Here is a 24,103-nt window from a genome sequence, read left to right on the forward strand (position 1 = left end):
TTTCCTTACAGGACTTTGAAGTAGTCGAACGGTTCCCTGCAGTCCTGGCACACGTACAGGGCCTTGCAGGAGGTGGAACCGAAGCGGGTGAGTTCCTTGGTGTTCAGCGACGAGCACTGCGGGCACTTCACGGCCAGGCTCAGGCGGACCGGACCGTTGTGGCCCAGGGCTGCCCGGCCGGTGGGAGGCGCTATGCCGTACTCCCGCAGCTTGGCCTTGCCGGACTCGGTCATCCAGTCCGTCGTCCACGCCGGCGCGAGCACCAGCTCCACGTGCACGCTGGGGTAGCCCTCCTGGTGAAAGGCCGTTTTCAGGTCGTCGCGGATGGCGTCCATCGCCGGGCAGCCCGAGTAGGTGGGCGTGATGGTGACCTGGACAGCGGGAACTGCCCCGCCGTCGTCGAACAGCTGCACGCTGCGGAGGATGCCGAGGTCCTCGATGGTGAGCACCGGGATCTCCGGATCGCACACCGTGGCGGCGACTTTCCAGGCCTTCTGGTCGGCGGTGGTGTCCCCGGTCCGCGTCTCGAAGTCCGATATGTACACGGCAGTCACCAGCTTGCTCCGGGATGCTCGCGGGCCAGCACCTGCATCTCGGCGAGGACGTAGCCCAGGTGTTCCGAGTGCTGGCCGCGGCGGCCGCCGCCCGGCGCTGCCGGGACGTCCGGGACCTCGAGCTCCGCCTCCTGGAAGACCTCGCCGGTGAGGCGGTCAAAGTCCGCCCGCAGGCTGGAAGGCTCGACGGCGGCACCGGCTTGCGTTAGGCGGGTGGTCAGCTCGTCATCCACGAAGAGCTCCCCCACGTACGGCCAGATGAGCTTGAAGCCGTGGATCATGCGGCGGCGGGACTCGTCCGTGCCGCCGGCCAGGCGCAGGACCCACTGGGTGCTGTGGTCGCGGTGGTAGTCCACTTCCTTCACGGCCTTGGCGGCGATGGCGGCAAGTGTGGCGTCCGTGGACTGGGTGAGCCGGCGGTAGAGCTCGAACTGGTAGTAGCTCACCACGAACTGCCGGGCGATGGTGACGGCGAAGTCCCCGTTGGGCTGCTCGAACAGGTGCGCGGAGCGGAACTCGTGCTCGCGGCGGAAGTAGGCGAGGTCGTCCTCTGTCTTGTCCCATGCGCCGGCGGCGTAGCTGAGGAAGCTCCGGGCGTGGCCCAGCTGGTCCAGGGCGATGTTGCCCAGGGCCACGTCCTCCTCCAGCTCCGGGGCGCGGGAGATCCAGTGGCCCAGGCGCTGGGCGAGGATCAGGGCGTCGTCGCCCAGGCGCAGCGCGTACTCGGCCACATCCTCGGTGGGCCGGGCCAGGCCGGTACGGACCTCCAGCGCAATGTCCTCCGGGCGGAGCGCGTTACCCGGCGTGATGCGGGTGGCGCTGGCCGAGCCGTCGCCGCTGGCACCCGCCCCGGCGACGCCGACGGAGATGTCGCCGTGGCCTGTGATTTCTTGTGTCTCGGGAGTGCTCACAGGTGCTTCACGCCTTCGCTCTTGGTGTAGTACGTGGCGTGCCGGTAGTCCTTGCCCTGCGGTGACTCGAAGAACGAGCCCTTGGCGTCCGGGTCGCTCGAGGCGATGGCGTCCGCCGGAACCACCCAGATGGACACGCCCTCGTTGCGGCGGGTGTACAGGTCGCGGGCATTGCGCAGCGCCATTGCGGCGTCCGGCGCGTGCAGGCTGCCGGCGTGCACGTGGGAGAGCCCGCGGCTGGAGCGGACGAAGACCTCCCAGAGGCCCCAGGCGTTCCTGTCATGGTGATTTTCGGGTGCGGGTGCCGGGCTGGCCTTGGGCGCTTCGCGCTTGATTTCTGCGGCCGCGCTTGCCGGCTCTTCCGGGTTGCCGTGGGGACTCATGCTGCGTATTCCTTCTGCTTGTTAACCTGCTTGGCCGCGTAACTGGCGGCCGCCTCGCGGACCCAGGCGCCGTCGTCGTGCGCCTGCCGGCGGCGCTCAAGCCGCTGCGAGTTGCAGGGGCCGCGGCCGGCCAGGACTTCCTTGAATTCGTTCCAGTCGAGCGGGCCGTGTTCCCACTTCTTGGTGTCCTCGTTGAAGCGGACCTCGCTGTCCGGGAGGGTGAGGCCCAGGACCCTGACCTGCTCCACCATCATGCCGACGAACCGCGAGCGCAGCTCATCGTTGCTGAAGCGCTTGATGTTCCAGGCCATGGACTGCTTGGAGTTGGGGGAATCGTCGTCCGGCGGGCCGAACATCATCAGGGCCGGGGCGTACCAGCGGTTCACGGCATCCTGTGCCATCTGCTTCTGCGCGGGCGTTCCATTGGAGAGTTCCAGCAGGATCTCGAAGCCCTGGCGCTGGTGGAAGGACTCCTCCTTGCAGATGCGCACCATGGCCCGGCCGTAGGGCCCGTACGACGCGCGGCACAGCGGCACCTGGTTGCAGATGGCGGCGCCGTCCACCAGCCAGCCGATGGCACCCATGTCCGCCCAGGTCAGGGCCGGGTAGTTGAAGATCGAGGAGTAGCGGGCCTTGCCGGCGATGAGGTCGTCCATCATCTGGTCGCGGGACTGGCCCAACGTCTCGGCGGCCGAGTAGAGGTAAAGCCCGTGGCCGGCCTCGTCCTGCACCTTGGCCATGAGGATGGCCTTGCGCTTCAGGCTGGGGGCCCGGCTGATCCAGTTGGCCTCGGGCTGCATGCCGATGATCTCCGAGTGCGCGTGCTGCGAGATCTGGCGCAGGAGGGTCTTGCGGTAGGCGGCAGGCATCCAGTCCTTGGGCTCAATGCGGGAGTCGTCTGCCATGACGCGGTCAAAATACGCCTGGCCGTCGGCTTCCAGCTGGTCCTGACCCTCATTTGGCTTGGGTTCCTGGGTGGCTCCCGGCTGGTCAGGCACTGACTGCAGATTCTGCGCTGCCATGGTTGCTCCTATGCATTCACGTCCGTACTCGGATTATTTACCGACCGTTCGTTCAGGATATGCGGAAGCGGCGAAGGGCGTCAAGCAACCGGGAGTACGGCACCGCCTGTCACGTTCAAGACACAAAGGAAGGCCGTAAGCCAATTCAATCCGCCCGGCCGTAGACTGAGCCTGCTCGCCAATCATTGGCTCGAGCATGAATCGCGGACGTAAAGCGTCTGCGATTCATTCGTATAGGCATAGCTGTGGGGGCGCCGAATGCCCGCCACATCTGTCTGATGAGCAGGTAATGGGGGCACGTTGAACCGTCAGCTTGGAAGTAAATACACCCTTGAGGACAGCATTGGCCGCGGTGCCATGGGTGAGGTCTTCCGCGGCCTGGACCAGCAAGGCAAAGAACTGGCCTTCAAGGTCCTCCACGCGGACCTCGCCGGCGACGCGGAGGTGGTAGGCCGGTTCGTCAAAGAACGCGGAATCCTGGAAGCTGTGCAAAGTCCGAACCTCGTGCGTGTTGTGGACCTCGTGGTAGAAGGCGGGACGCTCGCCATCGTCATGGAACTGGTCAACGGCCCGGATCTCCGGTCCCACCTCGGGCAGCGGGGCACGCTGTCCCCCACCGAAATCTGCCGCATTGGGTCAGGCGTCGCCGCAGGGCTTGCTGCCGTCCACGCCGCTGGCATAGTGCACCGTGACGTCAAGCCCGAAAACGTTCTCATGCAGGACGTCGACGGCGTCTTGGTGCCCAAGCTGACCGACTTCGGCATCTCATCCCTCGTTGATACCGAACGCGCCCGCAGTACCATGCTGGTTGGGACCCCGCAGTACATTGCCCCGGAGGTCAGCGAGGGGCAAGAAGTCACGGCCGCTTCAGACCTATACGCCCTCGGCATCATGCTCTACGAGCTTTCCTGCGGAGTCACACCATTTGCCGGCGGTTCCATCATGGCCGTCCTGCGCAGGCACAGCGACGTGGCCCCCGGCCGTCCCGAGTCGATCCCCGGCGAACTTTGGGAACTCATATCCTGGCTCCTGAGCAAGCAGCCCGGACAGCGGCCGCCTACCGCCATGCAGGTGGCAACTCTCCTGGAGGCCCTGGGACCGACCTTGGCCAACTACCCGCCCGGCAGGGTTCTTTCCGAGCCGCCCGCACCCGTGACCGGCCTGCAGTCCCAGCCCACAGTGCACGTGCCATTCTCCACGCCGTCGGCCACCACGCCCCTTCCGAATCTCTCTCCAGCTGCAACAGGTGAAGCCCCGCACTCCGCAGTTCAAAGCGGCGAGCCCGCGCCTGAATCGCAGGAACCCGCGCCGAAGAGCAAGCGCAAGCGCAAAGGCGTGCTCATCGCCGGCGTTGCAGCTGCCGTGATAGCAGTGGGAGCGGGCGGCTTCACTGCGGTCAACGCCTTGACCTCCGGAAAGGAGCCTGCGGCCAGCAGCGAGTCCGTCACGGCTCAGCCCGCCAGTACGCCGTCTGAAACCCCTTCCTCGGTCACCCCTTCACCGACCGCTTCCTCCTCCACGCCGTCGCCCGAGGCAACCGAGACCTCGACTTCGCCGGCATCCCTGGCTGGCATGCCGGACGTCGTTGGCCAACTGCTTCCCGACGCCCAGAGAATGCTGGGCAGTGCAGTGACGGTGCAGCTTGTGGATAAGTTCGATTCCTCAAAGCCCGACGGTACCGTTCTCGGCCAGACACCGGTCGACGGCGCCTCGAACCGTGTGGAGCTGACAGTGGCCCGGTCAGAAGTGGTTGCCTACTTGGCCGATGAGACCCCGGTTAGCGGACAGTGGCAGAGCAACGAGTCCGCGGTGAAGATCTCCGGAAACACTTTCGCCCACAGCGTCTCAACAGATGTTTGCTACTACAACGACGGCTCAACCATCGAATACAACCTTGGCCGCAACTACCAGACCTTTGAGGCCAGCGCCGGTCTGGAGGACTCGTCCGAGAACAGCGATGCCGTTGTTCTGGTGGAGGTCTTTGCCGACGGTCGCAAGGTGTCCAGCCAGTCGGTCGTCTATGGAAAAGCCATCGCCATTAAGGCGGACATGACGGATGTCCTGCGCATGAAGATCCAGTGGCAGAATACAAGCTGCGGCGATAAGGGCCGTGCTTCCCTTGCGCTGGGTGGGGCCAAGCTCCTGGGCCTGCCTGGTCGCGTTCCCGTTACTACACCGTCGCCATGACACTGGCATCGGAAGCCGAATTGGAGATCCGCTTTGGTGTCCGCTCCTGGACTCTGGCACCTGGCGAGTCTGCCCGTATTGGGCGCGGTACTGAAACCGAGATTGCTGTCGCGGAGCCCTCAGTTTCCCGGGTCCATGCCCTGGTTCATTTCGACGACGGCTGGTGGATCCGGGATCAAGACAGTGCCGCCGGGCTTTGGGTCGCCGGGCAGCAACAGCAGCGGTCAAAAATAGAGGCGAGCACTTCTGCTCACCTGGGCGATCCCAGCACCGGCGCTCCCCAGCTGCTGCTAACGCTGCGTGCACCCTCGAACGGCGTGCACAAGGCACCTCTCCACCTCGATCTCTCTTCGCTTCCGGCAGGTACGGTGCGGCTGGGGCGCGGGGACGGCAATGACGTGACGGTCCCCGATGTCCTCGCCTCGAGGAACCACGCCGTTGTGCGGCGGGTAGACAACCAAATCACTGTTGAGGACCTCGGCAGCCTGAATGGCACCTTCCTCAACGGCCAGCGTGTAGCAGGTATTGCCAAGGCCTCACCCGGTGACCGGCTGACGATTGGCAACACAGATTACACCGTGGCGTCGTCAAACACAGGTTTGGCCGTGGACAAGGCGCCTCGCGGCGAGGGCCTGCGCCTGGACTCGGTCCACTTCCACGTCAACGTGGGGCGGGAAAGCAAGTTCCTGCTGCGCGACGTCGATTTTGCTTCGGACCACGGCCGGTTGCTGGCCGTCATCGGGCCATCGGGGGCGGGCAAGTCGACTCTCATGAGCGTCATGACCGGAGCCAACAAGCCCTCCAAGGGCTCCGTTCGTTTTGATGCCCATGACGTCTACAACAACTACGACGCCCTCCGCACAAGAATCGGCTTCGTGCCGCAGGAGGACATCCTGCACAGGACCCTCACGGTTCGGCAGGCACTCGAGTTCGCTGCGCGGCTTCGACTGCCTGCCGATACCACCGACACAGAACGCCGGGCCCAAATAGACAGCGTCCTGGGCCAGTTGGGACTCCTGGAGCACGCGGGCACTAAGGTCAGCAACCTCTCCGGCGGCCAGCGCAAACGGGCGTCGGTGGCTTTGGAGCTGCTTACCGAGCCCTCCCTACTGATCCTCGATGAGCCCACGTCAGGGCTGGACCCAGCCATGGACGAGCAGGTCATGGACACGCTCAGGAAGCTCGCCAACGCCGGAAGGGTCGTCGTCGTGGTGACCCACAACATCGCCAACCTGGGCGTATGCGACCAGGTGATCCTTCTGGCCAGGGGAGGTCTGGTGGCTTATGCGGGCCACCCGGACAGAATACTTTCCCATTTCAAGGCGACCAAGTGGTCCGAGGTCTTCAGACAGGCCACGGAAAGTCCCGACGAGCTCTACGGCAGGTTCCGCACTTTAAACCCCGTCGACGCCGCTCCAGACCTCCAGGCGGAGACTGGGGTTTCCGCTCCCCCGCCGGTAGCCGTTCCCTCAACTTCACGGGGGCGGCAACTCAGCGCCATCATGACCAGGCAGCTCTACCTGCTATGGGCTGACAAGGGGTATTTCATCTTCTTGTCCCTACTGCCGCTTGTCCTGGGTGGACTTGCGCTGGTGGTCCCGGGCAGCAAGGGTTTCGGCACTCCCGCACTGAAGGAAGTCGGGGAACCCAGCCAGCTCCTGGTGCTTCTGATCTTCGGGTCAGCCTTTATGGGCATGGCCCTTTCTGCACGCGATCTGGTCAGCGAACGTGCAATCTTCAGGCGGGAGAACGCCGTCGGACTGCGACCCGGCCCCTACCTGCTGGCCAAATCCATAGTCTTCACTGCCGTCTGTATCGTCCAGGCTGCAGTGATGACGGGGATCGTCCTGCTTGGCAAACCTTCACCGGAGCACCATCTGGTGGCGGATGTTCCTGGACTGGAGATATTTGTCGCCGTGGCGCTGACCGCGTGCGTGTGCAGTTTCGTCGGACTGGCGATGTCTGCATGGGTCCAGTCGTCGGAGCAAGTTATGCCCCTGCTGGTTGTGACCGCCATGGCCATGCTCGTGTTGGCCGGCGGACTGATACCGGTGACCGGCAGGGCAGGACTGGACCAGATCTCGTGGCTCTCGCCCACCCGCTGGGGCTACGCCCTGGGGGCCCAGTCGATCGATTTGAAGGCTCTGGTTCCGACGACCGAAGATGACTGGCTGTGGGACCATTCACTCCAGAGGGCCGGCGTGGCGTTGGGCGCCCTGTTCGCGCTCGGCCTTACGGCCTGGCTGCTGGCGTGGACGCGTTTGGTAAAGCTGCCCAGGAACAGGTGACTAGGGCGAAGAAAGGGCTGTCCCCGAGGGGACAGCCCTTTCTTCGTTCCGGTCAGCTGCAGTCCACTGTCGGGTCCAGATCATTGGCCGGTCGAAGGTGTGTGACATAGCCACCCGGGTATTCCCGCTGGTTCTGGCAGGCTTCCTCTGCCGTTGCAAATGGTCCGCTGTACACGGCATAGATCCTGGTGTTCTGCTTTGACGCTTGGTTGAGTGCGTCGCAGCTGCCTTCCGTCAGGAGATAGCGGCTTCCGGGATAGTTGTCCAGGGAGTCACTGATATCGCTCGCGTAGCTCGATGGGTCAATGGCGGAGAAGTGGAATGAAACGTACTCACCGGTACACGGCAGGATGTCGACCCTTTGGTCAAGTCCCAGGTCCGTCGACGACTCGGACGACGACGACGCCGACGGCTCGTCAGATGCCGACAAGCTCGGCTGCTGGGTCGGCTCCGGGCTGCTTGTCGGTGAGGCTGTGATCTCACGGGCGATCCGGAACGTCGAGGTTGGTGACGCCGTCGCCGTCGGGCTCGGTGCCTGCGCACTCGTTTGCGCTGCCGTGGGCTTGCTGGTTTGGGTTGACGACGGCCCCGCAGTCGGGCTTGCCGCGGCAGACAGGCCAACCAGCTGGGATACAGAGGGCACAAATGCCACAGCGGCTCCGGCTGCAGCCAGCAGCAGCACCACGGCACCAGCTACCCACGCGAAGGCGCGTCCGCGCGATCGCGTACGGGACCGTGCAGCGGGCTGGGGAGCGCTCGGCGGCGGTGGAGGTGGCGGCTCTATGTAGGACATGGTGGAACTCCTTATTCTGTTGCTTTTTTGGCAGCTGGATGTGTGTCCAGCCATTGTGTTAATGCCTTGGTGAGATCCCTGTAGCCCGTGGCCGTAGGGTGCAGCAGCTCCTGGGCCTTGCCGGGATTTTGCGCCGTACCCATGAGCGCCGTCGGGCGGACAGTGTGTACGAAGGGTTGGGGGTCGCAAGCACCGTGCCCGGCCAAGGATCCTGCGGTATCCGGTATGAAGTGGACGGTCCTGCCCCCTGCTGAGGCGGACCGTGCCGCCTCGCGAATCGAACTGTTGAGCGCTACTGTGAGGTTCCGGGCGAAGACCGCCTCACTGGAGCTGATTCGGCCGCAACCGGAAGTTTCATTGCCCAGAAGTTGGGGGTACGCCGGAACCAGGACGACGCTCCCGGGCGAGGCAGAAGCGACCTGACGATAGGCCTCCGCCAGCTTGCCTGGAAGAGCCTTCGCAGCTGCCAGAGCGCGGCTGACGAATCCCGGGGCAGAGGTACAGTCGGCTTCCGCCAGAACGCACTCATTGAATATCTCGGCAAAACGGATGTCATTTCCACCCACCATGATCACAGTTATGTCTGCGACCTCTGTGCCAAGGACGGATAGCTGCGGTGGCTCAGGCTGGACGTTATAAACCTCGTCCTCCTGAGGTGCAGTGAGGTGCGCGGCGATGGCCCGCGAACAGGCCGCGTTCGTCACCACGGCGCCCGTTCCTGAAAAGAGAGCCGCTGAGCTTCGGTGGCAGCGTCGGCCGGGCACGTCCGTGCCGGTCAAGTAAGCCCCGGCGCCTTCTCCGGCGGCGAGCGAATCCCCGAGAAGCACTACGCTGCGCCCTGCTGCAGAGGCGTGCGAAGGTGCCGGCGAATCCGCAGTGCTTGGGGCTTCACTCGTGATCCGCTTGGTGGGAAGCGAACTTATGGCCGCATCGGGTTTTGGCCCACCGCCCTCGGCCAAGCCAGTAACGGTGATGACAGCAACAGCCGCGGCGATCATCGCGGCGGCTGTTGCTGTCAGTTGTCGGTTCACCGGCCCCTGAGGGACAGCGCCTTCATGATTTCGGGATCCTGAAGTTCAGCCAGCCAATCCAGCAAAGAGGGATAGGTAGCTGGGTTTCCCGCGATGAGAGCACGAAGGTTGGGGTGCTGTGCCGCGAGCTCGTACAGCCGTTCCGGCGCGGTGGCGGGATCCGACGCCTCGCGGGCAAGCGGATTTTCCACATTAGTGGCGGGTTGATCCATCACCAGCACCTGCGGGGCGCTGTCTTGGGCCGCCGTCGGAAAACCTGCTTCGGCACTGTCACGCTCGAAGGCTCCGGGCTGTGCAGGAAACGCCCCGGTGACCTGCGCTGACGGACGTGCCGGACCTTCAAAGGTAAATCCGGAGTTGTGGCTCTCCTGCGCGAGGCTACGATACGCCTCCCGTTGGGCGGAGGTCCCGAAAATTGCGAGAAGCAGTCCTGCCGGGAAGGCGAACGCCACCAGGAGTCCCAGTTGTCCATTCGTCGTCATGCCTGTGTTCGCAGCCATGATGACCACAACAAGGCCCAGCACAAGCAGGAGTCCCGAATAGCCCGCGGTGAAAAGGTATGCCTGCCTCGTCTGGTGCCGAAGCGTCGCCCGGACCACCACTCCGGCGATCACTCCAACCGCCGCAAGGAATATGGTCACCACCCAGGTAACGGGGTTGAAGAACGACGCATAGGCGGCGTATGCCGAGCTTCCTATGAGGACGAACGCAGAAACGAAGAGCAGCAGCGCCATGGCGGCGATGCTCAAAAAGACGAGAGTGCGCGCCAAGTTGTGTGAGCCGGACGATTCGGCCGCCCTGCTTGCGGAGCAGACGCGGCCCACGGACGGAGAAGCAGCCAGGGCCCCCGCGGCCATCCAGAAGAAGAGGCTCATCCCGGGAACGACCGCGGAGAACGTGGTTGACACAAGAGTCATCGAGGGGATGAGAGACAGCAATCCCAGGAGTGCCCCGACGATGCCAGCGCCAATTCCGATGAGGCGGGCGTTGTTGCGACCCTTTGAAGCGCCCATGCCGAACCAGATCAGGAAGGCGGAGTTGGCTGCAGCCAGGACCACCGAGATCAGGCCACCTGCCCAGTCGCCCGAGGGGAAGATGGTGAAGCGTTCAATGACCTGGATAAGGGAGAGAAGCCCCACGAACACCGTGAAACCGGCAAGGGCAAGGGACCAGCGGCGATCTACTTCGGCGTCGGCAGGCCCCGAACCCAGTTCGGCACTTCGCGGCTGGGCGGCAAGGATGGCACCGGCCAGGCCAAAGGCCATTGCGGGTCCGACTGCGTTGCGGTTGGTGAGTTCCAGGATCAGGTAGACGATCACGAGGATGAAGTAAGGAGCGTTGGCAAGGAGGCGAGTCAACTGCGTCTTGCGGTAGCCCCACTGGGGCCCGAACACGCCTGCACGCCACAGATAGGGAATGCTGAGGGAGAGAAGACTCACCAGCGAGATGAGGATGACGTCCACGCGGGTGGCGGCAACGCTGGCCCCGGACGAAGACCCGTAGGTCCACACCATGAACATGGAGAAGGTCAGTAGCAGCGCCGCGATCCCGTCACGGACATAGTCAGAATAAGGAACGGCAGCGAAGGCGCCTGCCGCCGGCCGGCGGACGGGGCCAGACTGCTCAGGTGGCGAAAACTGCTGTTCTGCGGGCGCTGCCGCAGGCTCGGTGGGCTGGTGCGGCGTGCCGCATGAGGTGCAGAAGCGCGCCCCTGCGGGCAGCGCATTTCCGCAATTAGTGCAGTAGTTCATAACTGCCTTTCATGTTTTGCCCGGCGTCGGCCAGGGCCTGAGTGCGAGGGGCTTCTACTGCTTTTCGAAGGAGAGATCCACGTTCGTGGAGGAATAGAACGAGGAATTCTCGGTGCTGAGCGTCAGCGTGTAACTGCCCTTACCGACAGGGATCCCCGTAGTTGAGCCTTCAGCGGTGTCGACGTTGTAAGATTTCCCGCCAATGGTCGCGATGATTTTGCTGTCGGAATCAGCAGAATTCACTTTCACGAGAAGCGCTCCGGCCGCATCGTTGGGGACTTCAATCTGGAAGCTCGACCCGAAAGAACTGATACTGCGCCCGGTTGACGTCTCGCTGCCGTCGATGGTGGCCGGGTCAATATACTCCGTGACAGTCAACGCGCTGGAAACCTTGGCCGAATTGCCGTCTTTGGAAAATGCTTCCTGGAAATTACTGCCGGCCCAGGCAACTGCTTTATATTCCCCCGCCGGGATGATGCTGTTCGTGCCTTGGTACGACGTGACAGTACCGCGGTCCGTCTTCCCGTCCGGGCTGTAGAGAGCAAGGCGACCGATTGTTGAGTCTTGATTCAGCTGGAGCTTGACCGGCTTGTCCACTTTCAAAGTAGTCACCGCATAGCCGGCGTTGTTGTAGGCCAGTTCTTGGGACTTGTTCAAGGTGAGGGTACCGGCGGGATCATCGGCGCGTGCCAGCTGCATCAATGCAAACGCCTGCTCCCGAGTAAAGCTGTTGGCCGCGCTGGCCAGATGGTCAGCCACTGTGTCGAGGACACTCAACTTCCACTTGCCATCCTCGCTGACCGTCGTCAGGGCGAATTTTCCCTCATGCGACAGAGCTGCGCTCATCCAGTTGATAGTGCCGGACGAGTATCCGTCGCTCTGATAGGCGGAGCCGTTGAGGCAATTGTTGTCCGCGCTTGAGGAGTTATCGCGGAGGCACTTGTCTGTCATGGTGAAATGATCGCCGCCGGCGTTGACATTGATCTGGTTCACGTAAGCCTGCGCCCGGTTACCCTCGTGCGGCCCCTCCGTGAAATCGATGTTCCCGAACGAGAATGACCACCCGCTCGTGTTCACCCGGTTCCACAAGTGACCGTACAGGTACATGGCCGCGGCTTCGTCCTTGGCCAGGAAGGGTGCCAGTTCCGTGGGCGACTGGCGCTCCGTTGCCTGCAGTGCGGCCTTGGCTGCAGCTTGGGGGGTGTCGCTTCCCGCAGGGAACGATGCGGGAATCGTGCCCCGTGGTGAGCCTTCATAACTGTTGATCGCTTCAAGCACGGACATGGAAAGGTTGACGTACCAGCGGCCGTCCGTCTTTGATGCCATGACTGTCAGCCCCGACCCGGATGGACCCATCTCATTGATGTCCCAAGTCTGGTCAGTGGGCTGGGGGTCATTCACGTTGTCGTAGATGGAGCGGAGGGCCCCTCTTGTCTCAGAAGGCTCAACGTGCAGCTTGACTTGCCCACTGCTTATATGGACAACCGCTACGTTTTCCGAAACCTGGCTCACAGACGGCTCAGCACCGGTGATCGAAATGTCGACCCCGTCAAAGGAGAGCTCAGAGCCGGCCTGATCGCTGCTCGCTGGGGCTACCTTCTTCGCAGCATCTGCGATGTTCAGGTCTGCTGCCTTCTTGGTGATCGCGTCCTGCACGCGGACAAGCGCATCGCGCTCATGCGGCGAGACCATGGTAAAAAGCCCTACCAGATCCTTTTTGGTGATAGCGTCCATAGTTTTTGTGATCGCGCTCTCGGGGCTGTCTGCCCCACCGCGAAATATGTTCTGGACCACAAGGGCAGCCGCTGACCCGGCAACAAGCAACCCGCCCGCTACAGATAGAAGGACGATTGCCCTGCGGGACATCTTCTTTCGAGGCTTGCGGGGCGGAGTAGGTAGCAGCGGCTGGGTTTGGCCGAGCTGAGGGCCCGGAACCGAATCGCTGGCTGCGGCGCTTCCGCAACCGCTACAAAATTTGGCAAACGGTGCGATGCTGCTGCCGCATTGCGCACAGAACGAGCCGGCACGCTGGTGCGTCTCAGGCCCGTTCTGCGTGGCCTCAGTTAAACTTGATTGGTCCACGACTTTCCCCCAATAAATATGTGTCCCCCCGCCAAAAGTTCGAGGGAATTTATAAATCTTGCTCAGAGTAAATGTCCCATCAAAATTGGGCAAGTTTGTGCCGATGCATGACACAGCTCCGCTGTTAGTGGCGGATTCACTCGCGCACGTATTTCGGACGTCATGAGCAGGAGCGCGACACGGCCAGCCCGGTAGGCGTACCGATGGCCCAGTCCAGTAAATTATTAGCGTGTGAGGTGCGCGCAGGTCGGAGACCAGGCGGTAGTTAGTTTCTCCGCAGCCGGAATTTATTGTGCAAATCTTGAGCTTATTGTGCAAATCTTGAGCTTAAATTGTCCTCCAGCTCCGCATCGGCACCGACGGGCGCGGGCTTTCCGGCCCAGTAGCCGGTGAGATGGACAGTAGGAGGCCAGTCGTGAGGCCGGGGCAGCAGCTGGGGACTCACCGGGATGGTTGACACACGTTGTCCTGCCCGCCGATTCGGTCCGGCCGGCAGACCTTGAAGGCATCGTCCAGCTCGCTCCTGAACATGATCGCAGCGAGGAGCGCCGTCAGATAGGTGGCACGGTTCAAGGGCCCCAAGTTGACGGGGGTGTCCGCGGTCAGCGATGACGCTGTCGTCGTACGGGCGCATGAAGAACGAGCACACGTAGTCGCCGAGGGTTTCGACGATGTTGACGTTACTGCCGGGTTCAGCGTGGATCGAGTAGTGTTCCGGGTGCCCGGCGAGCATGACGTCTTCGCGGGCGAAGCCGCGGCCGAGCCAGCCCCTGAACTGCGCCGCGGTGATGCCATGGGCGAGGAGGGCCGTGGTACCGGTTGTCTCCTCGCCACGGGACCGGTCGAGGGGGTCTCGGAGTAAGGCGTCGCCGGCGGAGATCTCGTCACCGAGGAGTTCCAGGAGCGCCTCCCGGCCGAGCTTGCCCTTCAGGAGCCGTAGTGCGCGCCGGGCAGAGAACAGCTCGAATCCGTCGATGCTTGTGTCTGTGCCCTGTCCTGCCAGATGTACCGACGGTGCGGTCGTGGTTTCCGTGTTCATGACCCCTCAGTTCTTTTGGACGGGCAGCTGGAGGTAGGACGCGTGCTCGCCTCCGTTGTGGATGACGTGTGTGCCGGTGTTCTCGCCGATGTACTCGCGGATCCCCGGCACGAGTGTTCCGAGCAGATTCCGGGAGCTGATCAGGGAGCGCAACTCTCACCCGGGTGGAATGCAAGCCCCACGGGGAGCAGGTCGATCTCGATCTCGACGATTTCACCTTGGCCTAGCTTTTCGATCCGGTCGAAGCTGTGCGGGGGCACGTCGTCGGTCGTGAGGGTCTCGTCCAGGTGCCGCGCGGAGACACGGAGCCGGCCGTCCGAGCCCTTGTAACGAAGAATCGTCGCCCCATGGTCAGTGAGGTCGTGCGCCATGGGGCTGGTGTTGGGAACGGTGAACGCCTGCAGCGGAGTGCCGTTCGCGTCGAGCTTCTCGATCAGGACGAACTGGTCGGAATCCTGGCGCCAGCCATCCAGCAGACTCCCCCGCCTCCCGCACATCCTCCCTCCACCTCGCGGATCCCCCTTGACAATGCACATGAGTGAACTCAATATTGAGTATACTCAGTTTTATTCAGGCACCCAGAAGGAGCACCACGCAATGAGAGCGTTCGTCGTCACCAAGTACAAGGAGCCGCTGCGGGAGGCCGAGATCCCCGAACCCGAGGTCGGAGAGCAGGACGTGCTCGTCCAAGTGCAGGCCGCGGGACTTAACCAGCTCGACGAGAAGATTCGCGCGGGTGAGTTCAAGCAGATCCTGCCCTACAAACTTCCGCTGACCCTGGGGAACGATCTCGCCGGCACTGTCATCCGGGTCGGTGCCAGGGTTCGCGCTTTCAAGCCGGGCGATGACGTGTATGCCCGGCCAGACAAAGTCCGCACCGGCACATTCGCGGAGCGCATCGCCGTCGCCGAAGCCGATCTGGCCCTCAAGCCTGCCTCGATCAGCTTTGAGGAGGCTGCCTCGCTGCCGCTGGTCGCACTGACTGCATGGCAGGCGCTCGTGGAGCGCGGGAATGTTCAGCCGGGGCAAAAGGTCCTCATCCACGCCGGTGCCGGCGGGGTCGGGTCCATCGCGATCCAGCTTGCCAAGCACCTCGGCGCGACCGTGGCCACCACGGCCAGCGCAGCAAATGCCGAATTCGTCCGCGCGCTCGGCGCGGACACCGTCGTCGACTACCGCACCCAGGACTTCGAGCAGCTCCTTCAAGGCTATGACCTGGCGCTCGACAGCCTCGGCGGCAAAAACCTCGAGAAGTCCCTCCGCGTGCTTCGCCCCGGCGGCAAGGCCATCGGGATCTCCGGGCCGCCGGACCCCGCCTTCGCGCGGGAAATCGGCCTCAACCCGGTGCTGCGTCTCGCGATCACCGGCCTCAGCGCCGGCATCCGCCGCCAGGCCCGGAAGCTCGGTGTGAGCTACGAATTCCTCTTCATGCGCGCCAGCGGTGAACAGCTCACCCGGATCGCAGGGATGGTCGACGACGGCGTGCTGCGTCCCGTCGTCGGACGCGTCTTCCCGTTTGACCAGACCCCTCAGGCACTTCACGCCCTGGAAAAGGGCGGTATCCGCGGCAAGGCCGTCATCAGCAACCCCCTGAGCGCCGCCCCCGGAACCGCCATCAGCGACCTCGTCACCAACCACACCCCGGGAGAATCAGCATGAGCACCACCAGCAACCACCCGGCCATCACGTCCTACGCAAAGGCGCCGGCCCGCACCATCGATGCTGGCGGGGTCAGCTACGCTTACCGCGAGCTGGGGCCGAGGGCGGGGTCCCCGTCGTCTTCTTCGTGCACCTTGCCGCGACCTTGGACAACTGGGATCCCCGCATCGTCGACGCCATCGCGAAGGAGCGCCACGTCATCACCTTCGACAACCGCGGCGTCGGCGCCTCCACCGGGACCGTCCCCGACAGCGTCGAGGAGATGGCCGATGACGCCTACAGGTTCATCAAGGCGCTCGGCTTCGACACGATTGACGTGTTCTCCTTCTCGCTCGGTGGCATGATTGCCCAGGCCCTCGTGCTCAAGCGCCCCGAACTTGTCCGCAAGCTCATCCTCACCGGCACCGGCCCGAAGGGCGGGAAGGATATGGACAAGATCTCCAGGGTCACGTACTACGACATCCTGCGTGCCACCCTGACCCGGTCGGATCCGAAGGAGTTCCTGTTCTTCAACCGCAACGCCACCGGCAAGCGGGCCGGGAAGGCGTTCGTGCAGCGTCTCGAGGAGCGAACGGCGGACCGCGATGCGCCGATCACGGTGAAGGCGTTCCGGACGCAGCTAAAGGCGATCAAGAGATGGGGACGAGGGGCATCCGCTGACCTGTCGACGATCACCCAGCCCACTCTCATCGCCAACGGCGACAACGACCGCATGGTGCCCTCCGTCCTCTCCGAAGACCTGCACCGGTGCATCACCGGGTCCGAGCTGATCATCTACCCCGACTCCGGTCACGGCGGAATCTTCCAGTTCCACGACCGGTTCGCTCCCCTGGCTGTGGCGTTCCTCGCTCGTTGACCGGCGCCCGAGCCCACGGTAATGACTACAATCATCACTGACCGTGGTCAGAGATCTAATTCCGGAGGACTCCTGTTATGCCCCGCGCCCCACAAGCTCCCGGCCGGCGCGAGCGGAACAAACAGCAGAAGCTCGACCGCATCACGGCCGCCGCCCGCGAGCTGTTCTCTGAGCACGGCGTCGATGAAGTCACCACGCAGCAAATCGCCGACAAAGCCGACATCGGCACGGGTACCTTGTTCCTCTACGCCAAGACCAAGGGTGAGCTCCTCCTGCTCGTGCAGAACTCCAGCTACGCCGACGCGCTCGAGCGAGGCAGGACAGCCGCAGAGGGCACCTCGGACATACTCGAAGCGGTGATGGCGATCATCCGCCCCGTCGTGGAGTGCAACCGAATCCAAATAGACAACGGGCGCACTTACCTGCGCGAAATGGTCTTCGGCGACCCCGAGGAGCCCCACCACCGCGACGCTCTTGCCCTCACCGTACAGACCGAGGCCGCTATCGCTGCAGTGCTGCGACAGGACCAGCGCATTGGCCCCAGCGACGCAGCAACGCTGGCACGAATCGCCTCAGCAATCATGTTCCTCGCCATGGCAGCCCCCAACCACGTCGCCAGCACGGTCAACGACATCGTCCAGGACATCAAAAACCAGGTCCGCGTCCTACTGCCGCGCTGACCATCCGCCGAGGAGCGCCCAAGAGCGCTACTTCACGGGACGGTTACTGTCTTCTCCTTGCTGCGCACCGAGCCGACCGTCCCGGAGATCGATGAAGTGTCCGGCGAAAGAATATTTTGAGCCCCAAGGGTCACCGTGCCGGCAACAGAGACGGGCCGGCTCCTGGTACCTTCCGACGATACAAAGCGGGTGCCATCGGACCGGAATTTGGACTCTTCAAATGTCTTCGTCGCCTGAGCCGTAGCCTTGAAGGACACGTCGGCCGTGAGTGGCGAGACTACCGGGTTCCCGGCGTCGGCATAGTTCGTGAATTCCATGGACATCCTCAGATGCCCTCTAGACAGCCCGTTCGGAGCCGTCAGGTTCAGCGTAGTCGCATCCCCGGACCCGTTTATCAGTGTCACGAGGGTGCAGGTGTTAACCTGTGTAACCGACACGAAGCCAACGTTCTCGGGCGGAGCCGATCCACGTGCCGTGAAGACGCTGCCGAACACGCTGACGCTGGTCTGTATGCACCCATCCGTGCGGACGAATTCCGCGGTCACTCCCTCGCCTCTCATCTCGGTTTTCGTAGTGAGGCGGTCCGCCGCGGTGCTCGGTCCGGCGCCACCGAGTTGAACGACGAGTGTTCCGGCCAAGGCCAGTACTCCGAGTGCTGTCTTTTTCATGGCGCCTCTCTCTTTCGCAGGGCCGCGAGTCCGCAGGGTCATCGGATCATATGAGCATGCGGTTGGAAAAACAGTGGAAGGCTACCGGACTCCAGCGCCCGGTAGCCCCTTTGATTTCCAAGGTGCTCCATGCTGATTCCAAGGACGCGGACTGACACTTCGACTGGGACGGCGGTAACCTTAGGTTCACCCTCCGGGTCTGGCTACCCAACCCCAGTCCGGCGCGGTCCCGCCAGGAGTGCACACGGCACCAGGAAGGAGGCGCTAGCCCCCATGCGCCGCAATCGTGTTATGGCCGGAACCTCCGCTTTCCTCCTTGGCCTCACTGGCCTTTGGGCCGCGTCCCTCGCCTTCGGCAGTGGGAACACCCCTGAAGGGGTGCCGCAACCAACCACTACTCTGGTTGTGCCACCCCCACCGTTACCCCGCAAGCCCAGGACCCCGGCGCCGGATGTTCGGATCGCCGCTGTCGGTGACATGAACGGCGTCAGGACCATTGACCGTGATAGCCCGTCCGGTCTGAACGGGGCGGCGATCACCCGGCTCGTGCAGAAGAACCAGATTGACGCGTTCCTGGGGCTCGGGGACTTCCAGTACGCCACCCCGCACTGCGCCGACTACGTGAAGTACTGGACTCCGCTGTGGGGTGGCACCAAGCCCAAGTTGTACTGGGTGTCCGCCCCCAACCACGACTGGGAACCCGGCCGCAACGAAGACCTCGACAACTTCATGAATGGCCAATGCCCGGGTGCCCCCGCAAAGGCCGCAATCAACCAGCAGCGCGGGTTCATCGGGAACGGGGATCCGTATTCGAAGGACTTCGGGAACTGGCACTTCGTGTTCCTGTCCTCCGCGTTCTGGCGGTACGACCCCGAACACGCTGAAGCGCTGACGACCTGGCTGGACGACAACCTCACTGCTGCCCAGGCGGCGGGTAAGTACCTGGCAGTCGTGTACCACGAACCGTACTTCACATCGGACACGGACGAACACGAGCGGGCCTTGGACCACAAGCCGTGGATCGACGTGATGTATAAGCACCGGGTACGCCTGACCCTGTCAGGCTCACAGCACAACTACGAACGCTCATGTCCGGTGAACAACGAGGACCAGTGCGTCAGTGACGGGATGACAGCGTTCCAGGTATCCACGGGAGGGATCGGCCTCCGCGAGTTCACTAACAGTCCACCCTTCATCGTAAAGCGGTTCGACAAAACCCACGGGTTCCTTCGGATGACCCTCAAAGATGACGGGTCTTTCAGCTGGAAGTTCGTTCGAACGTCGGGCTCGGGCTCGGGCACGGACGCAGGTACGCGTCCGGCACCGTAGAGTTCGACAAGCTCAATCAGCGGGTCCCGGGCTCAATCAGCGGCAACCGCCCGCCGGTATGTGCTCGGGGTGAAGCCCAGGTACTTCTGAAAGTCATTCGTCAGGTGCGCGTGGTCGGCGTACCCATGCTCGGCAGCTATTGCTGCCAAATCCGCTGAAGGATCCAGCCGCGTCTGCTCGGCAGCGTCCTGAAGACGCCGACGGCGGATCAGCGCGGCAGGGCTGAGGCCGATGTACTTCTTGGCCACGCGCTGCAAGGTCCGCTGCGAAACCGCCAACACAGATGCCGCGTCCTCCACCCGGACTACAGAGGCGTCGGAGCCGATGACGTCCATCAGCCGGTTGGCCAGCAGCGCCTCCTCGGACACAGGCCCAGCCAAGCAAGCCAGCCACCGAACAAAGGCATCCACTGCCCGCGCCCGGCGGGTATCGCCGTCGTGCGTCTCCATGATCTCCGAGACGGAAAGATGCAGTTGTTCCGCAGCCACCGACAGTTCCGTGTCCCGCAGGCTGGCGGGATCATCGGTGAACAGCGGCACCGCCGCCGGCCGCAGCAGCGCACCAACCGCCCAGCCCCGTCCAGCCAAATCCCGATGGGCCGCCTTGGTGGCAGGGCCGGAACAGGCCACGCCATCCGGCTGCACCACGAGGTTGGAGCCGGGGTACGCGATCAGGTGCTGGCGGGAGGTGCGGCCGGGCTCGATGTCCCACTCGGGAATCCAAAACCACTGGACCAGGTCCGCCACGGGGGCCGGCGCCGGAAGGCGGTGAAAACTGGGCAGCCGGGCCGGGTAAAGGATCCCCCTGAACGAACTCTCCATAGCTCCTCCAGACTGTCGCGAATCTCCAAGCGCCGCCGCTGGCCAGGCACGTAGCGTCTTAGACATGACAGATACTACAAGCACCGAATCCACAACAGCCGCCCACGGAGAGCACACCACGCACGGAATTCCGAACGGCCTGACGAGCCTCACGCCGTTCCTTGCCGTGACCAACGCCAGGGAAGCGATCGCCTTTTACCAGGACGTGTTCGGCGCCCGCGTAGTCGGCGCCACGGAGATGGGCGGAGTAGTGGTCCACGCGGAACTCGACTTTGGGAACGGCCACCTCCAGCTCGGCGAACCCAACCCCGAATACCACCTGGTTCCGGCCCCGGAAGGTGAAAATGACTGCTACTCCCTTGGCCTCTACTGCCCGGACGCCGACTCCCTGGTGCAGCGCGCAGCACAGGCCGGAGCCACCATCCGAGAGCCACTGGCCACCTTTGTTTCCGGCGACCGTTACGCCAGCATCCGGGATCCCTTCGGCGTGCGCTGGTCCATCATGACCCGTGTGGAGGACCTCTCCGAAGAGGAAAGCAACCGCCGGGTCGAAGAATGGGCGGCGCAGCAGGGCTGACGCCGGGGACCCGCATCCGGGCTGGCGGATGCGGGTCCGGCAGTCTGATCCGCTCGATCAGGCAGCGTTGACTGTGACGGTTCGGGTGGCGAGCACCTCCGACGTGAGCCAGTGCAGGAAGCTGATGCTGATGGTGTACTTCCCGGAAGAGGGCGGGCGCAGCAGGAAGTCGAACTTCTCCGCGGCCCCGGACCTGATGACGTCGGTCAGGAGCGGCTGGCCGGCCATCGAGGGCTGCACCGCGGGGCCCGTGGGGTTGGGGGTGTTCCAGAAAGGCCGGCCGTCATGGGCGATCAGTTCGGCGATCCTGGCTGGCCTTCCCGCTGCGTCCGTAATGCGTGTCAGCGTGGGGAAGTAGTCGACGTTCAACATCCGCACAAGAGTTGGATACCTGCCGTTCCGCACCACGTTGGCCCGCATCTGGGAGATGGCCCAGACGACGTCGTCGCCCCGCGGCCGGTTGGGGATGTTGCCGCCGATGAGGAAGAAGTGTTTGGGCTCGAAGCGGTTCAGTCCAGCATCCTCGCCGTTGAGCCCCGCGGCATGGTTCAGTTCGTGCCACCGGGGATCAAGGGAATAGGGCGCGATCAGGGTTTCCGTGGCGGCGTCATACAGCGCACCTTCAAACGAGTGACGGCGGGCCCCAGCGGGCACCGGCATGGCCGGGTTGGGCCGGGGATCGATGACGATCGGGCCGAACATGCCCATCTGGACGTGGAGCGGGGTGTTGACGTGGCAGTGGTAGAAGTATGTGCCCGCCGCACCGCGGTGGGGGTTGCCGCGTTCGGCAACATCCGGCCTCCACTGGTAGGTGTAATGGCCCGAAACCTCGAAGGAGGTGTGGCCAACACCGTCATTGCGCGGGTCCGGCTCGATCCCGTGCCAGTGGATGGTGTGAACCCGCTTGTTTGGCTTGAGGGTGGCCTGGAAGAGCTGGCCCTCCTGCACCCGCACGGTGGTTCCGGGGATTTGGCGGCCGAATTTGTTCCCCTCGAAGCTCCACATCTCGTGCTCGGTGCCGCTAGGAAAGACGAACTTTCTGTTGAAGAAGTCCATCTCGAGGAAGACGTCGGGCTTCTGCGGAAACTCGGTCTCCGGGCTGCCTTCGTGGGGCTGGTCCGATGAGAAGTCCACCTGGCTCCTGAAGGTGTGGTGTGGGTCCGCAGCGGTCGGCGGACTGCCTTCACTCGGGACTGGCTGGCCGGCCAGCACCCAGTCCGCCACCAGTCCCCCGGGGTACATGCCGCCGCGCGCCGTCTGGGAGGGTTCCGCGTGGCAGTGCATGGGGTAGGTCCAGTCCTCGTTCCGTGCGTTCCACACCTGCTCAACCGTGTCCGGCGGCCGCCGGACCGGCAGGATGGATTCTTTGCGTTCCAGCGGCTGCAGCTGGACGGTGTCCTCCCACTGCTGGAGTTGCACGTCGCCTTGGGGCGATACCCGGCCGTGTGACCGTGGGAAATCGATGCCGTTGGCGCGGACGGTCCACACGTGGTTGCCGTGGTAGTGGAGCTGGTGGTCAACTATCCCGGCGTTGAGCATCCGCATGAGGTGTCCCGCGCGTACGGCCCCCGCCGCCGGGGAGGCGCTGAAGTTGCGCACATCGGTCTCGCGCGGATGGCCCGAGGGCAGCGTGTCCTCGTGCCTCCGGTCGTTGAACGCCAGGTCAGTGGTGACTGCCAGCGATTGGAATCCTGAGAACCCGTTTATGGTGAAGTAGTTGGGCACCGCCGGGGTGGCGAGCGGATCGACCGTCTGGCCCCTCGAGGCGATGCGCGCCCAGTTCGAATCCACGTCGTGGCACAGCCATAGCCACTGGCGTTCGAACTCGGCAGCGCCCGGGGCAAGCCGCCACGCATTGCGGGGATCGATTACCACCAGGCCGCCGTACAGGCCAAGGGTCCGTTCGACGGGCTGGTTGCCCGGATCGGTATAGATGTAGGTCCCGGGCCGGGGTGCAGGAAACCGCACGAGCTTCGATGCGCCCGGCGCGACCCGGCCAGAGCTTATATCGGCCCCGCCCGGCCCGGCACGGTGGAACCGCATCTCGTGCGGCTGCGCCAGGTTGTTGTGCACCATGATCTCGATGGTGCTCCCGGTCTCGGCAATCAGCGTCCGGGGCGGAAAGAAGCTGGCCCAGTAGCCCTTCCGGGCAAGGAACTGCCGGGGGAATGCCGGGTCCGGCCGCAGCGGCGCGGGCCTCCCATGCGGAGGCACAGGAGCGCCCAGAGGGTACGTCCTGCTGGCCACCACCCTTCCGTTCGCGGTGATGACCCGTTGCGTCATCGCCAGCGCCGGGTTCGGATCGTTTAATGCCGTCCGGCGGTCCCCGAATCCCCGGTGATAAACCAGTGAGCCGTCCACCATCGGAACGAACCCGTCGTTGATATGCACATCTAGCACTGCCATAGCCGACCTCCTGTGTAGTGGAGACCGGGATTAAACGAGATACACAGGTCCATGTCGCCCCCAATTGCGATAACAGAGAGCTTCATGTTGCCCGGGGCAACCTAGGGAAAACTTGCGGCACCTTCGGGACGGGCCATGTCCTGACATACGACAGCCTTTACTCCCCGGAGGGTGGTAGGTCCAGGGGGCGGCCGCACAGCAATGGCTAGACTGTGACCGTGCCGTCCACTTCTACTCCCCCGCCCGGCTCCGTCCCCCGCAGGAGCCGGTTCGCCGAAAAGATCCTGCCCGGCGGCACCGAACCGGACCCGCGTTTCACCCTCGCCAATGAGCGGACGTTCCTGGCGTGGATCCGCACTTCGCTGGCGCTCCTCGCCGGTGGCATAGCGGTGGAGGCGTTCACCACCGACGTCTTCCCCGAGCCCGTCCGCCGCGGACTGTCAGTGCTGCTTCTCCTGCTGGGCATGCTGCTAAGTGCCGGGTCTGCCATTCGCTGGCTGCGGGTCGAGTCGAGTCTGCGCTCGAACCGGCCGCTGCCCCTGCCGCTGATCGGTCCGCTGCTTGCCGCCGGCTGCGCCGTCGCAGCGGCGGTGGTGATCGCCGTCGTCGTTCTTGGCTGAACCATGGACGAAAACCCGGCCACCGCTCCCCTCCCAGCTAACGGCCCGCTCGACGGCGACCCGGGGCTGCAGCCCGAGCGCACCGCGCTCGCCTGGGGCCGGACCCTCCTGACGCTGATTGCCGCGAGCGCGATGAGCCTTCGCTGGCTCCCGGACCAGGGGCCGTTCGTGCTGGCGATGTTCGGCCTCACCATCGCCGCCGGCAGCGGGATCTACCTGACCCAGCGGCGGCGCTACCGGCGCAGCGTCGAAGGGATCAGGGCGGGACGCCTGGCACCCGATGCCGCGGCGGTCTTCTGGACCGCGGGCGCCTGCGTTGCCCTCGGAGCGGTTGGCGTCTGGCTGGTGCTGTCCTGACCGGATGAGCGGCGCTTCATGAAAGCGCAATTTCAAAGCCGACAAATTTAATGCTGAAAAAAGACTGCCACGCTTGTACGGTGAGGTGT

The 24,103-nt window shown here is 63.9% G+C and carries 21 protein-coding genes and 1 pseudogene; 10 read left to right on the top strand and 12 right to left on the bottom strand.

What is annotated here, in order from left to right; all coding sequences use genetic code 11:
* Window positions 1–5: 5 nt before the first annotated feature.
* Genes paaD through paaA form a run of 4 tightly spaced genes read right to left on the bottom strand, consistent with a single transcriptional unit; the run spans window position 6 to window position 2,870 of the window.
* Window positions 6–545: a 1,2-phenylacetyl-CoA epoxidase subunit PaaD gene (paaD, locus tag G9E11_RS06325; RefSeq protein WP_414635177.1), complete on the bottom strand. Its 540-nt coding sequence runs from the start codon at window positions 543–545 to the stop codon at window positions 6–8.
* Between the two features lie 5 nt (window positions 546–550).
* A complete protein-coding gene (paaC, locus tag G9E11_RS06330; RefSeq protein ID WP_190603974.1) occupies window positions 551–1,465 on the bottom strand; it encodes a 1,2-phenylacetyl-CoA epoxidase subunit PaaC in 915 nt (304 codons plus the stop codon).
* A complete protein-coding gene (gene paaB / locus G9E11_RS06335) occupies window positions 1,462–1,848 on the bottom strand; it encodes a 1,2-phenylacetyl-CoA epoxidase subunit PaaB (protein WP_190603976.1) in 387 nt (128 codons plus the stop codon). Before paaB ends, paaC begins: the two co-directional genes overlap by 4 nt.
* Window positions 1,845–2,870 (bottom strand): 1,2-phenylacetyl-CoA epoxidase subunit PaaA, encoded by a 1,026-nt coding sequence (paaA, locus tag G9E11_RS06340; protein ID WP_190603978.1) that lies wholly within the window; start codon window positions 2,868–2,870, stop codon window positions 1,845–1,847. Before paaA ends, paaB begins: the two co-directional genes overlap by 4 nt.
* Window positions 2,871–3,170: 300 nt before the next feature.
* Here paaA and G9E11_RS06345 point away from each other — a divergent pair, with 300 nt between their 5' ends.
* From G9E11_RS06345 to G9E11_RS06355, 3 genes are all read left to right on the top strand, one after another.
* On the top strand, window positions 3,171–5,057 hold the full coding sequence (locus G9E11_RS06345) for a protein kinase domain-containing protein (protein ID WP_190603980.1): 1,887 nt from the start codon (window positions 3,171–3,173) through the stop codon (window positions 5,055–5,057).
* The gene (locus G9E11_RS06350) at window positions 5,054–7,345 is read left to right on the top strand and encodes an ATP-binding cassette domain-containing protein (protein ID WP_190603982.1); all 2,292 of its coding nucleotides are present in this window, start codon (window positions 5,054–5,056) and stop codon (window positions 7,343–7,345) included. The genes G9E11_RS06345 and G9E11_RS06350 overlap by 4 nt, the downstream gene beginning before the upstream one ends.
* A 350-nt stretch (window positions 7,346–7,695) precedes the next feature.
* Entirely contained in the window at window positions 7,696–8,133 is a 438-nt protein-coding gene (locus tag G9E11_RS06355) for a hypothetical protein (RefSeq protein ID WP_190603984.1), read from the top strand.
* A 16-nt stretch (window positions 8,134–8,149) separates the two neighbouring features.
* Here the strand turns inward: G9E11_RS06355 and G9E11_RS06360 are convergent, their stop codons facing one another.
* The 5 genes from G9E11_RS06360 to G9E11_RS06380 all read right to left on the bottom strand — a co-directional run bounded on the left by G9E11_RS06360 (window position 8,150) and on the right by G9E11_RS06380 (window position 14,538).
* On the bottom strand, window positions 8,150–9,136 hold the full coding sequence (locus G9E11_RS06360; RefSeq protein WP_190603985.1) for an SGNH/GDSL hydrolase family protein: 987 nt from the start codon (window positions 9,134–9,136) through the stop codon (window positions 8,150–8,152).
* 29 nt (window positions 9,137–9,165) lie between these two features.
* Complete coding sequence (locus G9E11_RS06365) at window positions 9,166–10,920, bottom strand: DUF7937 domain-containing protein (RefSeq protein ID WP_190603987.1); 1,755 nt, start codon at window positions 10,918–10,920, stop codon at window positions 9,166–9,168.
* Window positions 10,921–10,974: 54 nt separating this feature from the next.
* A complete protein-coding gene (locus tag G9E11_RS06370; protein WP_190603989.1) occupies window positions 10,975–12,654 on the bottom strand; it encodes a hypothetical protein in 1,680 nt (559 codons plus the stop codon).
* 655 nt (window positions 12,655–13,309) lie between these two features.
* Window positions 13,310–14,041, bottom strand: coding sequence for a hypothetical protein (locus G9E11_RS06375; RefSeq protein WP_190603991.1), 732 nt, complete (start codon window positions 14,039–14,041; stop codon window positions 13,310–13,312).
* A gap of 140 nt (window positions 14,042–14,181) precedes the next feature.
* Entirely contained in the window at window positions 14,182–14,538 is a 357-nt protein-coding gene (locus G9E11_RS06380) for a CocE/NonD family hydrolase C-terminal non-catalytic domain-containing protein (protein ID WP_203219242.1), read from the bottom strand.
* Window positions 14,539–14,638: 100 nt separating this feature from the next.
* Between G9E11_RS06380 and G9E11_RS06385 the strand changes: the two genes are divergently transcribed.
* The 3 genes and pseudogenes from G9E11_RS06385 (at window position 14,639) to G9E11_RS06395 (ending at window position 17,236) form a co-directional block, all read left to right on the top strand.
* Window positions 14,639–15,700: an NADP-dependent oxidoreductase gene (locus tag G9E11_RS06385; RefSeq protein WP_190603993.1), complete on the top strand. Its 1,062-nt coding sequence runs from the start codon at window positions 14,639–14,641 to the stop codon at window positions 15,698–15,700.
* A 100-nt stretch (window positions 15,701–15,800) separates the two neighbouring features.
* Window positions 15,801–16,556: pseudogene (locus G9E11_RS06390) on the top strand (alpha/beta fold hydrolase); the annotation flags it as partial.
* A gap of 77 nt (window positions 16,557–16,633) precedes the next feature.
* Complete coding sequence (locus tag G9E11_RS06395; protein ID WP_190603995.1) at window positions 16,634–17,236, top strand: TetR/AcrR family transcriptional regulator; 603 nt, start codon at window positions 16,634–16,636, stop codon at window positions 17,234–17,236.
* A gap of 32 nt (window positions 17,237–17,268) precedes the next feature.
* Here the strand turns inward: G9E11_RS06395 and G9E11_RS06400 are convergent, their stop codons facing one another.
* Window positions 17,269–17,904 carry a hypothetical protein gene (locus G9E11_RS06400; protein ID WP_190603997.1) on the bottom strand — a complete coding sequence of 212 codons (636 nt, stop codon included), beginning with the start codon at window positions 17,902–17,904 and terminating at the stop codon, window positions 17,269–17,271.
* A 477-nt stretch (window positions 17,905–18,381) separates the two neighbouring features.
* Here G9E11_RS06400 and G9E11_RS06405 point away from each other — a divergent pair, with 477 nt between their 5' ends.
* Window positions 18,382–19,233 carry a metallophosphoesterase family protein gene (locus G9E11_RS06405; RefSeq protein WP_246468779.1) on the top strand — a complete coding sequence of 284 codons (852 nt, stop codon included), beginning with the start codon at window positions 18,382–18,384 and terminating at the stop codon, window positions 19,231–19,233.
* A 32-nt stretch (window positions 19,234–19,265) separates the two neighbouring features.
* Here the strand turns inward: G9E11_RS06405 and G9E11_RS06410 are convergent, their stop codons facing one another.
* Window positions 19,266–20,054, bottom strand: a complete 789-nt coding sequence (locus G9E11_RS06410; protein WP_190604001.1) for a helix-turn-helix domain-containing protein — start codon at window positions 20,052–20,054, stop codon at window positions 19,266–19,268.
* 64 nt (window positions 20,055–20,118) lie between these two features.
* Between G9E11_RS06410 and G9E11_RS06415 the strand changes: the two genes are divergently transcribed.
* Window positions 20,119–20,631: a VOC family protein gene (locus G9E11_RS06415; protein WP_190604003.1), complete on the top strand. Its 513-nt coding sequence runs from the start codon at window positions 20,119–20,121 to the stop codon at window positions 20,629–20,631.
* Between the two features lie 57 nt (window positions 20,632–20,688).
* Here the strand turns inward: G9E11_RS06415 and G9E11_RS06420 are convergent, their stop codons facing one another.
* Entirely contained in the window at window positions 20,689–23,037 is a 2,349-nt protein-coding gene (locus G9E11_RS06420) for a multicopper oxidase domain-containing protein (RefSeq protein ID WP_190604005.1), read from the bottom strand.
* Between the two features lie 218 nt (window positions 23,038–23,255).
* Between G9E11_RS06420 and G9E11_RS06425 the strand changes: the two genes are divergently transcribed.
* Both G9E11_RS06425 and G9E11_RS06430 read left to right on the top strand, forming a co-directional pair.
* Window positions 23,256–23,657: a YidH family protein gene (locus tag G9E11_RS06425; RefSeq protein ID WP_190604007.1), complete on the top strand. Its 402-nt coding sequence runs from the start codon at window positions 23,256–23,258 to the stop codon at window positions 23,655–23,657.
* 3 nt (window positions 23,658–23,660) lie between these two features.
* Window positions 23,661–24,014, top strand: a complete 354-nt coding sequence (locus G9E11_RS06430; RefSeq protein ID WP_190604009.1) for a DUF202 domain-containing protein — start codon at window positions 23,661–23,663, stop codon at window positions 24,012–24,014.
* The last annotated feature ends 89 nt before the right edge of the window (window positions 24,015–24,103 follow it).

Origin of the sequence: Arthrobacter ipis, assembly GCF_014694315.1 — a bacterium.
Taxonomy (GTDB): Bacteria; Actinomycetota; Actinomycetes; order Actinomycetales; family Micrococcaceae; genus Arthrobacter; species Arthrobacter ipis.

Excerpts from the sequence above, each read along its gene's own strand:
- paaB (WP_190603976.1), bottom strand. The coding sequence starts at position 1,848 with ATGAGTCCCCACGGCAACCCGGAAGAGCCGGCAAGCGCGGCCGCAGAA.
- paaA (WP_190603978.1), bottom strand. The coding sequence starts at position 2,870 with ATGGCAGCGCAGAATCTGCAGTCAGTGCCTGACCAGCCGGGAGCCACC.
- G9E11_RS06350 (WP_190603982.1), top strand. The coding sequence starts at position 5,054 with ATGACACTGGCATCGGAAGCCGAATTGGAGATCCGCTTTGGTGTCCGC.
- G9E11_RS06355 (WP_190603984.1), top strand. The coding sequence starts at position 7,696 with ATGTCGACCCTTTGGTCAAGTCCCAGGTCCGTCGACGACTCGGACGAC.
- G9E11_RS06360 (WP_190603985.1), bottom strand. The coding sequence starts at position 9,136 with ATGATCGCCGCGGCTGTTGCTGTCATCACCGTTACTGGCTTGGCCGAG.
- G9E11_RS06365 (WP_190603987.1), bottom strand. The coding sequence starts at position 10,920 with ATGAACTACTGCACTAATTGCGGAAATGCGCTGCCCGCAGGGGCGCGC.
- G9E11_RS06370 (WP_190603989.1), bottom strand. The coding sequence starts at position 12,654 with ATGGACGCTATCACCAAAAAGGATCTGGTAGGGCTTTTTACCATGGTC.
- G9E11_RS06375 (WP_190603991.1), bottom strand. The coding sequence starts at position 14,041 with ATGAACACGGAAACCACGACCGCACCGTCGGTACATCTGGCAGGACAG.
- G9E11_RS06380 (WP_203219242.1), bottom strand. The coding sequence starts at position 14,538 with ATGTGCGGGAGGCGGGGGAGTCTGCTGGATGGCTGGCGCCAGGATTCC.
- G9E11_RS06385 (WP_190603993.1), top strand. The coding sequence starts at position 14,639 with ATGAGAGCGTTCGTCGTCACCAAGTACAAGGAGCCGCTGCGGGAGGCC.
- G9E11_RS06395 (WP_190603995.1), top strand. The coding sequence starts at position 16,634 with ATGCCCCGCGCCCCACAAGCTCCCGGCCGGCGCGAGCGGAACAAACAG.
- G9E11_RS06400 (WP_190603997.1), bottom strand. The coding sequence starts at position 17,904 with ATGAAAAAGACAGCACTCGGAGTACTGGCCTTGGCCGGAACACTCGTC.
- G9E11_RS06405 (WP_246468779.1), top strand. The coding sequence starts at position 18,382 with ATGAACGGCGTCAGGACCATTGACCGTGATAGCCCGTCCGGTCTGAAC.
- G9E11_RS06410 (WP_190604001.1), bottom strand. The coding sequence starts at position 20,054 with ATGGAGAGTTCGTTCAGGGGGATCCTTTACCCGGCCCGGCTGCCCAGT.
- G9E11_RS06415 (WP_190604003.1), top strand. The coding sequence starts at position 20,119 with ATGACAGATACTACAAGCACCGAATCCACAACAGCCGCCCACGGAGAG.
- G9E11_RS06420 (WP_190604005.1), bottom strand. The coding sequence starts at position 23,037 with ATGGCAGTGCTAGATGTGCATATCAACGACGGGTTCGTTCCGATGGTG.
- G9E11_RS06430 (WP_190604009.1), top strand. The coding sequence starts at position 23,661 with ATGGACGAAAACCCGGCCACCGCTCCCCTCCCAGCTAACGGCCCGCTC.